Source organism: Arthrobacter sp. YA7-1, from assembly GCF_025960325.1.
GTDB classification, from domain to species: domain Bacteria; phylum Actinomycetota; class Actinomycetes; order Actinomycetales; family Micrococcaceae; genus Arthrobacter; species Arthrobacter bambusae_A.
The window spans coordinates 3,394,108-3,407,449 of the sequence record NZ_CP110114.1; the positions used below are offsets into that span (position 1 = coordinate 3,394,108).

Genomic DNA, 13,342 nt, shown 5'->3' on the forward strand with positions numbered 1-13,342 from the left:
CGGTACGGGTGCTGCTTTCCTGAGGGGTGGCCAGGGAGGGCCGGCGGAGGGACCTGGATTGGTCCCTCCGCCGGGTGCGGCGCGGCTTAGAAGAAGCCGAGCTTGTTTTCGTTGTAGCTGACCAAGAGGTTCTTGGTCTGCTGGTAGTGGTCCAGCATCATCGCGTGGTTCTCACGACCGATGCCGGAGGACTTGTAGCCGCCGAACGCGGCGCCGGCCGGGTAGGCGTGGTAGTTGTTGACCCAGACGCGGCCGGCCTGGATTTCCCGTCCTGCCCGGTAGGCGACGTTGCCGTTGCGGGACCAGACACCGGCACCGAGTCCGTAGAGGGTGTCGTTGGCGATGCCGATGGCGTCGTTGTAGTCGCTGAACTTCGTCACGGACACCACGGGGCCGAAGATCTCCTCCTGGAAGATCCGCATCCGGTTGTGGCCTTCGAAGATGGTCGGCTGGACGTAGTAGCCGCCGGCCAGGTCGCCGTCGAGCTGTGCGCGGGCGCCGCCGGTGAGGACCTTGGCGCCTTCCTGCTTTCCGATGTCGATGTAGGAAAGGATCTTCTCGAGCTGGTCGTTGGAGGCCTGGGCACCGAGCTGGGTGTCCGTGTCCAGCGGATTGCCCTGGATGATTTTGTTGGTTCGCGCCACGGCGTCTGCCATGAAGGAATCGTAGATGCCTTCCTGGACCAGGGCGCGGGAGGGGCAGGTGCACACTTCGCCCTGGTTGAAGGCGAAGAGCGTGAAGCCTTCCTGGGCCTTGTCGTAGAACGTGTCATTCTGCGCGGCGACGTCGTCGAAGAAGATGTTCGGGCTCTTGCCGCCCAGCTCCAAGGTCACCGGGATCAGGTTCTGGGACGCGTACTGGCTGATCAACCGGCCCGTGGTGGTTTCGCCGGTGAAGGCGATCTTTCGGATCCGCGGGCTGGACGCCAAAGGCTTGCCGGCCTCGACGCCGAACCCGTTGACCACGTTCACGACGCCGGCGGGCAGCAGATCGCCGATCAGTTCCATGAGGACCAGGATGGAGGACGGAGTCTGCTCTGCGGGCTTGAGGACGACGGCGTTGCCCGCGGCAAGTGCCGGGGCGAGCTTCCACACGGCCATGAGGATCGGGAAGTTCCAGGGGATGATCTGGCCCACCACACCCAGCGGCTCATGGAAGTGGTACGCCGTGGTGTCTTCGTCCAGCTGGGACAAGTGGCCTTCCTGGGCACGGATCGCGGAGGCGAAGTAGCGGAAGTGGTCCGCCGCGAGGGGAATGTCCGCGTTCAGGGTTTCCCGGATCGGCTTGCCGTTGTCCCACGTCTCGGCCACAGCAAGCAGCTCGACGTTCTCATCGATCCGGTCGGCGATCTTGTTCAGGACCGCGGCGCGTTCCGTGGCCGAAGTCTTACCCCAGGAAGGAGCCACCTTGTGCGCGGCGTCCAGTGCCAGCTCGATGTCCTCGGCCGTGCCCCGGGCCACCTCGCAGAAGGCCTTCCCGGTCACCGGGGTGATGTTCTCGAAGTACTGCCCCTTGACCGGGGCAACCCACTCCCCGCCGATCCAGTTCTCGTAACGGTCCTTGAACGTGACCTTCGAACCTTCGGCACCCGGCTGTGCATAAACAGTCATCTGTAGCTCCTTTGCTGCGCATGATGGTGGCGTTGCTGTGCCATCAGCGTAGGAGCGGGAAGGTTGCAAGCAGGTTGCAACCCTGTGGTTCAGATCACTTCGGGGACGTACCCCCCTGCCGCACCGGGGAAGTTAGAGTCCTGCGGGGAAATCGTAGGAGCTCGGAACCGGCGAAGGTGCGGTTCCAAAGGAGAGGACCACCTCGTCGTGGGCCTTGAGAACCACGGCCGCCACCGGCGCATTCTGCTTTGCGCCGTTCACGTAGGCGGTCCAACCGCCGGTCCCGCTGTGCGGTGCTCCGGTGGCATCCTTACCGTCCAGGACTCCCCACTCGCTGAGGACCTGGCCGAGCGTGTACTTCAGGCCGGGCGTGGGCGCTTCGATGTGGATGACGCCGGACGTGTCGTGGGTGTGCAGCGCCGAGATTCCGTTGGGCTGCCCGTCGGCACCGAAACTGAAGCCGATCTCAGCCGGGACGGTGACGGCTTTGCCATCAACCAGGACCTCCAGGTGGGCGTGATAGTGCTCGGCTGTGCCTTCGGCGGTCAGGATATCCAGGCCTGCGGCCTTGATTCTCTGGGCGCCAGCGGCTGGATCGAGTTCCCAACCGGCAAGGGCAGCTGTGGTGGCCGCAGTTGACGTCGTTGCCGATGCGGGCGCAGTCTGGGCGGGTGCCCCACAGGCTGTGGCTCCGGCAAGGAGTCCGGACATGGTCAGGGCAACGGCGAGGCGTTTGTTCAACACGGAGGAGGCTTCTTTCGTTTGGCTCGGTTCTACGATAAGGGCCGAAACTCCGTATTTCCCGAGTGCCACACGAGGGGCCGGCGTCAGGCCGACAGTTCGGTTTCCAGGCGTTCAAGCTCGGCGACGACGGCGGCCCGCTTCGGCGAGCGCGGCGGCAGGAGCCTGAGGGCGGCACGCCGGACGTCGACGTCGTCCTTCGCCTCAGGCAGCCCGGCATACTTGAGCAGCGCCTCGGCACTGCCGTCGTTCAGGACCGCTTCGCGCAACAGCGCCGATACCTTCTCGCGGAGCTCGACAATGCCGGGTGCTTCCGAATGCGGAAGGACGGCGCCTTTGTAGATCTCCAGCGCGATGCGGTGGGCGCCCCGCTGCAGGCAGGACAGCACCTGGGCGGCATCCTGGCCGAGGTCGATCGGGAGCCGGTACGGGCGGGATTCCGGGACCGCGGCGGGGTCGAGCTCGTGGAGAACCTTCCGCAAGCGCACCATTTCGGCGCGCAATGTCACGCTCGAGCCGTCCCCCGGATACAGGGCCAGGGCGAGTTCCTCGGCGCTGAGTCCCTCGGGACGGGTACCTAGCAACGCGAGGATCTCGCTGTGCCTCGCGGACAGTGGAATACTGCGTCCTCCCATGCTCAACAAGGCCTGGTCCCGGCCCAGCAGCTGGAGGCTGTTCCGGTACAGTCCGGTCCCCTGGCGCGAGCCGGCGGCGGGAGGCGAGTTCCGGCGTCGGGCAGGCGCAGAGTGCTTGGTGGCCGCGAGCTGGAGCCTCTCCACGCGCAATTGCGCCTGCGCGGCCGCCACAGTTGCCTCGACGAGGGAAAGCGTGTGGGGTGCGACGGCGGCTTCCGTGCCGGTGATGTCGACGACGCCGAGCAGGGCCCCCGAGTCAGGGTCGTGGAACGGAACCGCGGTGCAGCTCCACGGGTGGACGGAGCGTTTGTAATGCTCGGCGCCGGAAATCTGGATGCCGCGGCCCAACGCGAGCGCCGTGCCTGGCGCACTCGTGCCGACCGCGGCTTCGGACCAGTCCGCGCCGGCCACGAACATCATGCCTTCGGCGCGGCGCCGCATCGCGGGATTACCGTCCACCCACAGCAAGCGGCCCAGCTCATCCCCCACGGCGACCAGCAGGCCGCTCTCATAGCTGGGCTGGATGAGGAGCTTCTGGATGACGGGCATGATGGTGGCCAGGGGGTGCTGCCGGCGGTATTCCTCGAGTTCGTCGAGGTCGATGACCAGCGGCGCCTCGGGTTGGTCCGGGTTCGCTTTGAGCTGCGCGGATCGCTGCCAGGATTCCTTGATCAGCTTGCGCAGGCCGGGAAGCTCCGTGGCGTCCCGGAGACCATAGCGCCACGATTCCAGTTGCTCGTGCCCTGCCCGGGCGTGATGCTGCAGCAGCTCGGCGGGGTCGGAGACCGAAGCTGCCGGATGGATCGGATTCTTCATCGAACTCCCAAAACCGGACGCAGCACAGTACGGGCCAGTCTAGTTGCGTCGCACGGCTTTGCCTATGGGGCGGCAGCGGCCCGTAGGCCGCGTTCCGGAACGCAGCCTACGGCCCACACCCACGGTTTCGCCGCCACCCGGCGGCGAGCCGCTAGCCGCGTGAGATCTCGATCATGTCCTCGCGCGGAACCACCTTGATGCGTTCGCGTACGACGCCGGCGTCCGGGTTTTCGGCGGTCCATGCGGCACCGAGGGCTACTTCGTGCGCATCGAGCTTGTTCCAGCCTTCCCAGGTGGTGTACTCGATGCCCCGTTCTTCCAGGAGGTTGATGATGGCCTGCGGATCCGGGTTCTCGGCCGGGGGCAGGGTGAGGCGGTCCTCCAGGAGGCAACCGATGGTCTCCAGGGCGTCGCCCTTGGTGTGCCCGATCAGGCCGACCGGTCCGCGCTTGATCCAGCCGGTCGCGTAGATCCCGGGCACCGGCTTGCCGTCGGCGTCCAGCACCCGTCCGCCGTCGTTCGGAATGACACCTCGGCGGGCGTCGTACTCAAGTTCGTCCAGCGGGGAACCGTGGTAGCCGATGGCGCGGTAGACGGCCTGGATCGGATAGTCCACGAACTCGCCGGTGCCCTTGGCGTTGCCTGTGCCGTCCAGTTGCATGCGCTCGAACTTGATGCCGGACACTTTCCCGGAGCCGTCTTCGGAAACGATCTCCACCGGACTGTGCAGGAAATGCAGGTGCAACCGCCGGGACGAGGGCTGCTCAGCTTCGGCATGTTCCTCGACGAGCCAGTTGGTCAGCGTGTTGACCATGGTCTTGATCTGGTTGTTGCTGCGGATGGCCTCGTCCGAGGCTTCGTCAAACTCGAAATCTTCCGGGTACAGCACAATGTCCACGTCGTTGGAGTGCGAGAGCTCGCGCAGTTCCAGCGGAGTGAACTTGATCTGGGCTGGACCGCGCCGGCCGAAGACGTGCACATCCGTGACCGGGGAAGCCTTGAGGGCCGCATACACGTTGTCCGGGATTTCGGTCACCAGGAGGTCATCGGCGTGCTTTGAGAGCATACGGGCCACGTCCAGCGCCACGTTGCCGTTCCCGATGACTGCCACTTCCTTGGCATCCAGCGGCCATTCGCGAGGCACGTCGGGGTGGCCGTCGTACCACGAGACGAAATCGGCTCCGCCGAAGGAGCCATCAAGCTCGATGCCCGGGATGTTCAGCTCCGCGTCCTTGATGGCCCCGGTGGAGAAGATCACGGCGTCGTAGAAAGAGCGGAAGTCATGCAGCGTGAGGTCGCGGCCGTACGTCACATTGCCGAGGAAGCGGATGTCTCCGCGGTCCAGGACCTTGTGCAGCGCGTTGACGATGCCTTTGATGCGGGGGTGGTCCGGAGCAACGCCGTAGCGGATCAGGCCGTACGGTGCAGGGTATGCCTCGAAAAGGTCGATACTGACCTCGACGTCGCCATCCTTGACCTCATTCGATTTAGTCAGGATATCCGCGGCGTACACGCCGGCCGGTCCTGCGCCGACAATGGCGACGCGCAATGGACGTTTTGAGGTGGTTTCGGCCGAGTTGGACACCGTGAACCCTTCTGAGACAGGTAACCGCCCCGCGTAGTGGGGCGCGCAGTTTCCAATTCTAGTTCTCAGTTGTGGCCGGAGCGGCAGTACGTGGCGGGAGGTGACACAACCGGGCGAGGAAAATCACAAAAACTTTCCGGCCGTACGGTCAGGAATACCCTCGCAAAATGTGATGTTGTTGACTTTGTGTCTACGCCCGAGCAAACCGTGCCTGCCCAGTCCAACACCAGTGCTTCTTCAGCTTCAGCCGCCGCTGCTGCCACGGCAAAGAAGGAGACGACGGCGGGCGTCGTGTTCGGTATCGGGGCGTACGGCCTGTGGGGCCTGCTTCCGCTCTACTTCGTGGTGCTGCAACCCGCCGGAGCCGTGGAAATCGTCGCCAACCGGGTGGTGTGGTCGCTCATTTTCTGCGCCCTGCTCATCACCATCACCCGGACGTGGCGCCTCCTCGGCAATGCCTTCAGGGACCGGGCCGTCCTCGGACCGCTCGCGATGGCTGCCGGGCTGATCGCCATCAACTGGCTGACGTACACCTTCGGCGTCACCACCGGGCACGCGGTCGAAGCTTCGCTCGGCTATTTCATCAACCCGCTCGTGTCGGTGCTCCTTGGGGTGTTCGTCCTGAAGGAAACGCTCCGCCCGCTCCAGTGGGCCGCCGTCGTGATCGGATTCATCGCCGTCGGCGTCCTGACGGTTTCCTATGGAAAGCTGCCGTGGATCGCTTTGGTCCTGGCGTTCAGCTTTGGCCTCTACGGTTTCGTGAAGAAGCGCGTAGGACCGAAAGTCAATGCCATCACGAGCCTCACGGTGGAGACCGTGGTCCTCGCTCCCGTTGCCGGCGCCACCATGCTTGTCCTTGGCCTCATGGGAGCAGGTACTTTGGGAAGCAACGGCCCGGGCCACTTCTGGCTGCTGGCGGCTTCGGGCATCATCACCGCCGTGCCCCTGCTCTTCTTCGGTGCCTCCGCACGCCGCCTGCCCATGACCACCATCGGCCTGCTGCAATACTTCGCGCCGATCCTCCAGTTCATCGTGGCTTTGGCGGTCCTCCACGAGGCCATGACGCCGGACCGCTGGGTGGGCTTCGGGATCGTGTGGCTGGCGCTGCTGCTCCTGACCCTCGACATGCTGCGCACGGCACGCAAGAACTCGGTCATCAGGAAAAACGCACGGCTCAGCGCGGCCTAGGACCGCCGGACATGCCCAGCGCTACCTAGCACCAATGGACATGCCCATTGACGTCCAGTTGACATGCCCATTGTTAAACGCAAGGGATGGACATAGTCGCACTATGTCCATCCCTTGCACCTAGAGGCGGGCATGTCCCCCTGAAGGTTGCGGCTAAGCGTTGGCCTTGATGGCTGCAGCCAGGACCTCGAGGCCGTCGAGGAGCAGTTCGTCGCTGATGACCAGCGGCGGCAGCAGTCGGATGACGTTGCCGTAGGTGCCGCAGGTCAGGATGATGACGCCTTCCTGGAGGCACGCCGCGGCAACGGCCTTGGTCAATTCCGCGTTCGGTTCCTTGGAGCCGGCCTGTACCAGTTCGATGGCCAGCATGGCGCCGCGGCCGCGGACGTCGCCGATGGCGGGAACTTCCGAAGCGAGCTCACGCAAGCGGCCGAGTGCGACTTCCTCGATGTGGCGGGCCCGGGCGTTGAGGTCGTGCTGCTCCATGGTGCCGATGGCCGCAAGCGCTGCGGCGCAGGCAACGGGGTTGCCACCGTAGGTGCCGCCGAGGCCGCCCGGGTGGACGGCGTCGAGCAGGTCCGCGCGGCCGGTGATCGCGGACAGAGGGAGGCCGCCGGCAATGCCCTTCGCCATGGTGATGATGTCCGGGACAACACCCTCGTGGTTGACGGCGAACCATTCACCCGTGCGGCAGAAACCGGACTGGACCTCGTCTGCAATGAAGACGATGCCCTTTTCCTTGGCCCACGCGGACAGTGCCGGCAGGAAGCCCTCGGCGGGAACGATGAAGCCGCCCTCGCCCTGGATCGGTTCGATGATGATCGCGGCAACCTGGTCGCCGCCGATCTGCTTCTCGATCATGGTGATGGCGCGCTTGGCGGCCTCGGCACCGGTGATCTCCGGGTTTTCCTCGCGGAACGGGTAGCTCATCGGCATGCGGTAGACCTCGGGCGCGAACGGGCCGAAGTTGGTCTTGTACGGCATGGCCTTGGCAGTGAGCGCCATGGTCAGGTTGGTGCGGCCGTGGTAGGCGTGGTCGAAAGCGACGACGGCGTCACGGCCGGTTGCCAGGCGTGCCACCTTGACGGCGTTCTCCACTGCTTCGGCGCCCGAGTTGAAGAGCACGGTGCGCTTCTCGTGGTCGCCCGGGGTGAGGCGGTTCAGCTGCTCGGCGACGGCGACGTAGCCCTCGTACGGGGTGACCATGAAGCAGGTGTGGGTGAAGTGCGCTGCAGCGTCCTGGACGGCGGCGACGACGGCGGGGTCCGAGGCACCAACGCTCGTGACGGCGATGCCGGAGCCGAGGTCGATGAAGGAGTTGCCGTCGACGTCGCGGATGATGCCGCCGTCGGCATCCTCAACGTAGACCGGCACGCCCGAGGACACACCGGCAGCGACGACGGCGGCACGGCGCTCGTTCAGGGCCTGCGACTTGGGGCCGGGAAAGGCGCCGTTGATGCTGCGCTTCTGGTCCAGGCGGTAGGTGATTTCATGTGCTGTTGCGGTCATGATGGTTCTTTCTTTCTTATGCTTGCCGTGTGTGGGCGTCGGGCGCTAGGCGCCTGAGTTAGGCATCAAGGGCGGACATGACGTGCTTGATGCGCGTGTAGTCCTCGACGCCGTACATGGACAGGTCCTTGCCGTAGCCGGACTGCTTGAAGCCGCCGTGGGGCATCTCAGCGGTCAGCAGGATGTGGGTGTTGATCCAGACCGCGCCGAAGTCCAGGTCGCGGCTCATCCGCATCGCGGTGCCATGGTCCGTGGTCCAGACGCTGGAGGCCAGGGCATATTCGACGTCGTTCGCGAGCTCGAGTGCCTCGGCCTCGGTGGTGAACTTCTGGACGGTGATGACGGGACCGAAGGTTTCCTTCTGGACGACGTCGTCGCTCTGCTTGGCACCGGTGATGATGGTGGGCTCGAAGAAGAAGCCCTTCTCACCTGCGCGGTGGCCGCCGGTTTCGATCTTGCAGTTGGCCGGGAGGTGCTCCACTACCGAGTTCACGGCGTTGAAGTGGTTCACGTTGTTGAGCGGGCCGAAGTAGTTCTCGTCGTCGTTCTGCGAACCCGTGTGCAGCGTCTTGGTGTGCTCCACCATCGCGGCAACCATGTCGTCGTGGATGGAGTCCTCGATCAGCACGCGGGTGATGGCCGTGCAGTCCTGGCCGGCGTTGAAGAAGGCGAATTCGGCGATGGCCGCTGCGCTCTTCTTGATGTCGGCGTCCTTGAAGACGATGGCCGGGGCCTTGCCGCCGAGCTCCAGGTGGGCACGTTTGAGGCCCTTGGCCGCTCCGCTGGCTACGGCAATGCCGGCACGGACGGAACCGGTGATCGAGACGAGGCCCGGGACCTTGTGCTCGACCATCATGGACCCGGTGGCTCCGTTGCCGAGGACCACGTTGAGGACGCCGGCCGGGAAGATCTCCCCCGCCAGGCGGGCCAGGACCAAGGTGGATTCCGGCGTGGTGTCAGAGGGCTTGAGAACAACAGTGTTGCCTGCGGCGAGGGCTGGGCCGATCTTCCAGATACCCATGAGGAACGGGTAGTTCCACGGGGCAACCTGGGCCACGACGCCGATCGGTTCGCGGCGGACGTACGAGGTGTGGCCCTCGAAGTATTCGCCTGCGGACTTGCCTTCCATGATGCGCGCGGCGCCGGCGAAGAAGCGGAGCTGGTCTGCACCGGCGGCAACTTCCTCGGATGCAATGAGGGCGCGGACCTGGCCGGTGTTGCGGTGCTGTGCCTCAACGAGCTCATCGCTGTTGGCCTCGATGGCGTCGGCGAGCTTGAGCAGCATGAGCTGGCGCTGGCCCGGCGTGACATGCTTCCAGGACTTGAAAGCTTCCTTCGCCGCGTTCATGGCGGCATCGACGTCGGCCGCCGTGGAGATAGGCGCATGGGCCACAATCTCTCCGTTGGTGGGGTTCACGATGTCGAGCAGTTCGGTGCCTGCCGGCGTGACGAACTCGCCGTTGATGAAGTTCTGCAAGGTTTGGACCACGGTGTACAACCTCTTTCGGTGTCTAGGCATTGGTTGCAGCTGCTCCGAGCCTATGCCAGCACCCCGCAGCGCGGAATAGTCAGGTGCACACCCCGACCACCATGACTTAGTGCGAATGACCAGTGCAGGGATATCCTTTTTGGCATGGCAATGTCACTCGCCGCGCTCGTCGCCGTCCCCTCACTTCGACTCCGCAAAGCCGGCCTCGCGGAAACCACCTGGAACGAAGACATCCGATGGGTGGCCGTGACGGAGCAGGAGGATCCCCAACGCTTCCTCAATGGCGGCGAACTGATCCTGACCACGGGGCTCAGGCTCAACGGCGCCGCGGAACAGCGCCGTTTCGTGCGCCAGGTCCAGCGCGCGGGAGCAGTCGGCATCGGCTTCGGGACCGGGCTGACCCATGAAGCCGTGCCCTCCGCCCTCGTTGCGGAAGCGAACCGCTGGGGCCTGCCCCTCGTGGAAGTCCCCTACGAGACCCCTTTCATCGCCATCGGAAAACTCGTGGCCGATTCCCAATCCGCCGACCACTACTCCAAGCTGGAGCGCCTCATCGCCGGCCACCAGATCCTGGCCCGGGCCCTGCTGACCGGGGGCGGCCTCGGCGAATTGCTCAAGCAGTTGGGCAGCATGCTCCGGACCGATATCGCGCTCACCCAGTTCAGCGCCCAGCTTTACAACAGCGTGCCCGGCAAACCCGCGCCGACGGCTGACGATTGGGCGTCCTTTCCCATTCCGACAGGCCGTCGCGACGCCTGCACGCTATGGATCAGGCAACCCTTCGGGGACACCGGGATTGTCAGTTATGCGCAGAACCTGATCAGCGTGGAACTCAACAACATGGTCAAGCAGCGCCAGAGCCAACGGGCCTTGGCGGGCCAGGTACTGGACGATGTCATCCACGGAACCCTGGACACGGTGGAGGGTGCCCGCCGCCTGGCCGGCGTCGGAATCAACAGCACGCGCAAGAACGTGGTGCTGCTGGTGGTTTCAACAGCCCATCACAAGCAACTCGGGAGCACATCGCTTCCGCAGTCGCTCGACGGCGGGGTGACCGCCGTCGTCGGGAAGGACCTGGTGACGGTAGTGCCCGACGACGGCAGTTCCGCGAGCGCGCTCGCCAAGGACCTCAGTGATCACCTTTTGGAGGCGGGGATCCACGCGGTGATCGGAATCGGCGGCGCGTACACGAAGCCGAACGGCGTGCGTTGGAGCTACTTCGAAGCGCGCGACGCCGTGGCGCACGGCCTGCCGGTCAACGAGCCCGAGCGGCTCAGCCTGACCTCGCTGTTGCTGGCGAGCGAGGATGTGCCGTTGGCGGACATGGCCAGCGAGGCGCTCACCCCCCTGCGCAAGTTCGACGCCGCGCACGGCTCGGAGCTCGTTTCAACCCTGGAAAGCTACCTCAACCACAATGGTTCGGTGGCCGCCGTCGCCGAAGCCCTGACCCTGCACCGCAACACGGTGCGCTACCGGCTGGCGCAAATCACGGACCTCACCGGTTACGACCCCGCCCAGACGCCGGACCGCGTGCAGCTGTGGCTCGCCCTGGCGGTGCAGCGGCTGGGCGCCCGCAACCCGCGCTAAGGTTCCCTGCCGCCGTCGGCCCTCCCCAACCGCCGTCGCCGTCGGCCCTCCCCACCCGCCATCGTCGGCCCTCCCCAACTAACTCGCATTTGTTGTCGTTATGAGCGTCCAAAACGACATTAAGTGCGAGTCAGTTGGGCTCCCGCCGCGGCACAGAGAGATTCGCCACAAAACTTCCCGCGCCAGACATCAAACGTCTAACCTTTAAGCATGGCTTCGACTCACCCGACTCCCCACGCAACGGATGCAACGACTATGCCGGCCACCGGCGGTACGGTAGCACCGAAATCCAGGGTGGTCGCCGTCGTCGGGATCATCGCCGTCATCCTCATCGGCCTGAACCTGCGTGCCGGCATCACCAGCGCGGCGGCGCTGTTCCACGATTTGCAGGCATTCCTCGGATACGGGGCGCTCGTCGCGTCGATTCTTCCGTCGATCCCCTTGCTGTGCTTCGCCGTCGCGGGTTTGGGTACCTCGTGGCTATCGCGCCGGATCGGCGTCGAGAAATCGATCTTCGTCGCGCTCGCCATGTTGGCCGCCGGGCTCCTGGTCCGCAGCGTCCCCGCAACCGGTGCGCTCCTCGCCGGAACAGTGCTGGCGATGTCCGGCCTGGCAGTGTGCAACGTGGCCATGCCGTCGTACATCCGCGAGCACTACGCAAGCAGGACGTCCATGATGACCGGTCTCTACACCTTCACGATGTCCGCGGGTGCCACCTTCGCCGCGGCGGTCAGCGTGCCCTTGGCGCAGCAACTGGGCTCGCCGTCGATGGGCCTGGCCGCATGGGGACTCCTTGGCGTCGCCGCACTCCTTGGCTTCCTTCCGATGGTCCTCCACACCCACCGCTCATCACGCAAGGCCAGCCAAGAGCACGTGTCGATGTGGCCGCTCCTGCGCACCCGGCTGGGATTCCTTATCACTTCCATCTTCACGTTGCAGGGCCTCCTGGCGTATGCCGTGATGAGTTGGTTTGCCTACATCCTGACAACCCAGGGACTCAGCGCCTCCGAGAGCGGCCTCCAGTTCGGACTCATGCAGCTGGTGTCCGTGGCTGGTGGCATGATCCTCCTGGCCATCGGCTCGCGGCCCGGCATGATGCGACCTGCCCTGTACCTCGGCAGCGGGACCACCCTCCTGGCAATCCCCGCAATGCTTCTGCTGCCGACGTCGTTCGCCTCGGTTCCCGCCGTGATGTTCGGTTTCGGTCTGGGCATCTTCCCCCTGGTCCTGGTGATCATCAGCCGCAGCGGGCGTACGACGGCGGAGACCACCGCCATGTCCACTGTCGCCCAGTCCGTGGGGTACTTGATCGCGGCGTTGGGACCGTTCGGCATGGGCCTGCTCCACAGTGCCACCGGCGCTTGGACCCTTCCCTTGGCACTCCTTGCCTTGGTGGCGCTGGCCCTCATGGTGACGGGCCACCAGCTGACCAGCAAACGGACGCCGATCAAGGCCGGACCAAGGCCTGTTGCATGAGCCTGACACCTTCGCACCGGCCCGCCTTGGCCGAGGAAGTCACCAGGCAACTGCGCAGCATGATCCAGTCCGGTGAGTGGCCGCTACAGGAGAAGATTCCGGCCGAGCCGGAGCTCATGGCCTCGCTGGGAGTCTCCCGCGGGACGCTCCGCGAAGCCATCAAAGCTTTGGCCCACAGCGGCATGTTGGAGGTCCGCCGGGGTGACGGAACCTATGTCCGGGCCACGAGCGAGATCTCCGGCGCAGCCCAGCGGATGTACAAGGAACACACGCAGGAGCACGTGGTCGAAGTCCGGGTGGGGCTCGACACCCAAGCCGCCCGGCTAGCCACGAAGCACGCTACCGCCGAGGACATCGCCGCCATGCGCGCACTGCTCCAACTGCGCCACGATGCTTGGCTCGCGGCCGACTACCCCGCGTGGGCCCGGGCCGATTGGGATTTCCACGAACGGGTGGCGCTGGCTTCGGGCAATCCGTTGCTGCACCAGTTGTATGTTTCCTTCGGCGGGGTCTTCAACGACGATCTGCTGCGCCAACAACGCAAGGCCGGCTTCAACGGCATCCCGCACGAAGGCCACGACGAACTGGCTGACGCCATCGAAGCACGCGACGAAGCTGCCGCCGTCGCGAGCGTGTACCGCAACCTGGACTTTGCCGCGGAGTGGCTCAACAGCTGACGCCATCTTCCCCGACGCCCGCTCACATC

The 13,342-nt window shown here is 65.2% G+C and carries 10 protein-coding genes; 4 read left to right on the plus strand and 6 right to left on the minus strand.

What is annotated here, in order from left to right; genetic code table 11:
- Nucleotides 1–86: 86 nt before the first annotated feature.
- The 4 genes from OIT41_RS15925 to OIT41_RS15940 form a co-directional block, all read right to left on the minus strand.
- Nucleotides 87–1,610, minus strand: a complete 1,524-nt coding sequence (locus tag OIT41_RS15925; protein ID WP_264636793.1) for an aldehyde dehydrogenase family protein — start codon at nucleotides 1,608–1,610, stop codon at nucleotides 87–89.
- Between the two features lie 132 nt (nucleotides 1,611–1,742).
- A complete protein-coding gene (locus OIT41_RS15930) occupies nucleotides 1,743–2,354 on the minus strand; it encodes a hypothetical protein (RefSeq protein WP_264636794.1) in 612 nt (203 codons plus the stop codon).
- A gap of 83 nt (nucleotides 2,355–2,437) precedes the next feature.
- The gene (locus OIT41_RS15935; protein ID WP_078108008.1) at nucleotides 2,438–3,802 is read right to left on the minus strand and encodes a GAF domain-containing protein; all 1,365 of its coding nucleotides are present in this window, start codon (nucleotides 3,800–3,802) and stop codon (nucleotides 2,438–2,440) included.
- 151 nt (nucleotides 3,803–3,953) lie between these two features.
- Nucleotides 3,954–5,387, minus strand: coding sequence for an FAD-dependent oxidoreductase (locus OIT41_RS15940; protein ID WP_264636795.1), 1,434 nt, complete (start codon nucleotides 5,385–5,387; stop codon nucleotides 3,954–3,956).
- 291 nt (nucleotides 5,388–5,678) lie between these two features.
- Here OIT41_RS15940 and rarD point away from each other — a divergent pair, with 291 nt between their 5' ends.
- Entirely contained in the window at nucleotides 5,679–6,575 is an 897-nt protein-coding gene (rarD, locus tag OIT41_RS15945) for an EamA family transporter RarD (protein WP_241707152.1), read from the plus strand.
- A 153-nt stretch (nucleotides 6,576–6,728) separates the two neighbouring features.
- Here the strand turns inward: rarD and gabT are convergent, their stop codons facing one another.
- Both gabT and OIT41_RS15955 read right to left on the minus strand, forming a co-directional pair.
- Nucleotides 6,729–8,084 (minus strand): 4-aminobutyrate--2-oxoglutarate transaminase, encoded by a 1,356-nt coding sequence (gene gabT, locus OIT41_RS15950; RefSeq protein ID WP_078107999.1) that lies wholly within the window; start codon nucleotides 8,082–8,084, stop codon nucleotides 6,729–6,731.
- 58 nt (nucleotides 8,085–8,142) lie between these two features.
- On the minus strand, nucleotides 8,143–9,573 hold the full coding sequence (locus OIT41_RS15955; RefSeq protein WP_264636796.1) for a gamma-aminobutyraldehyde dehydrogenase: 1,431 nt from the start codon (nucleotides 9,571–9,573) through the stop codon (nucleotides 8,143–8,145).
- A 144-nt stretch (nucleotides 9,574–9,717) separates the two neighbouring features.
- Here OIT41_RS15955 and OIT41_RS15960 point away from each other — a divergent pair, with 144 nt between their 5' ends.
- The 3 genes from OIT41_RS15960 to OIT41_RS15970 all read left to right on the plus strand — a co-directional run bounded on the left by OIT41_RS15960 (nucleotide 9,718) and on the right by OIT41_RS15970 (nucleotide 13,313).
- The gene (locus OIT41_RS15960; protein ID WP_241707033.1) at nucleotides 9,718–11,160 is read left to right on the plus strand and encodes a PucR family transcriptional regulator; all 1,443 of its coding nucleotides are present in this window, start codon (nucleotides 9,718–9,720) and stop codon (nucleotides 11,158–11,160) included.
- Nucleotides 11,161–11,370: 210 nt separating this feature from the next.
- On the plus strand, nucleotides 11,371–12,636 hold the full coding sequence (locus tag OIT41_RS15965; protein WP_413542290.1) for a CynX/NimT family MFS transporter: 1,266 nt from the start codon (nucleotides 11,371–11,373) through the stop codon (nucleotides 12,634–12,636).
- Nucleotides 12,633–13,313 carry a FadR/GntR family transcriptional regulator gene (locus OIT41_RS15970; RefSeq protein WP_241707031.1) on the plus strand — a complete coding sequence of 227 codons (681 nt, stop codon included), beginning with the start codon at nucleotides 12,633–12,635 and terminating at the stop codon, nucleotides 13,311–13,313. The genes OIT41_RS15965 and OIT41_RS15970 overlap by 4 nt, the downstream gene beginning before the upstream one ends.
- Nucleotides 13,314–13,342 lie beyond the last annotated feature (29 nt).

Excerpts from the sequence above, each read along its gene's own strand:
- OIT41_RS15970 (WP_241707031.1), top strand. The coding sequence starts at position 12,633 with ATGAGCCTGACACCTTCGCACCGGCCCGCCTTGGCCGAGGAAGTCACC.
- OIT41_RS15960 (WP_241707033.1), top strand. The coding sequence starts at position 9,718 with ATGGCAATGTCACTCGCCGCGCTCGTCGCCGTCCCCTCACTTCGACTC.
- gabT (WP_078107999.1), bottom strand. The coding sequence starts at position 8,084 with ATGACCGCAACAGCACATGAAATCACCTACCGCCTGGACCAGAAGCGC.
- OIT41_RS15925 (WP_264636793.1), bottom strand. The coding sequence starts at position 1,610 with ATGACTGTTTATGCACAGCCGGGTGCCGAAGGTTCGAAGGTCACGTTC.
- OIT41_RS15965 (WP_413542290.1), top strand. The coding sequence starts at position 11,371 with ATGGCTTCGACTCACCCGACTCCCCACGCAACGGATGCAACGACTATG.
- OIT41_RS15935 (WP_078108008.1), bottom strand. The coding sequence starts at position 3,802 with ATGAAGAATCCGATCCATCCGGCAGCTTCGGTCTCCGACCCCGCCGAG.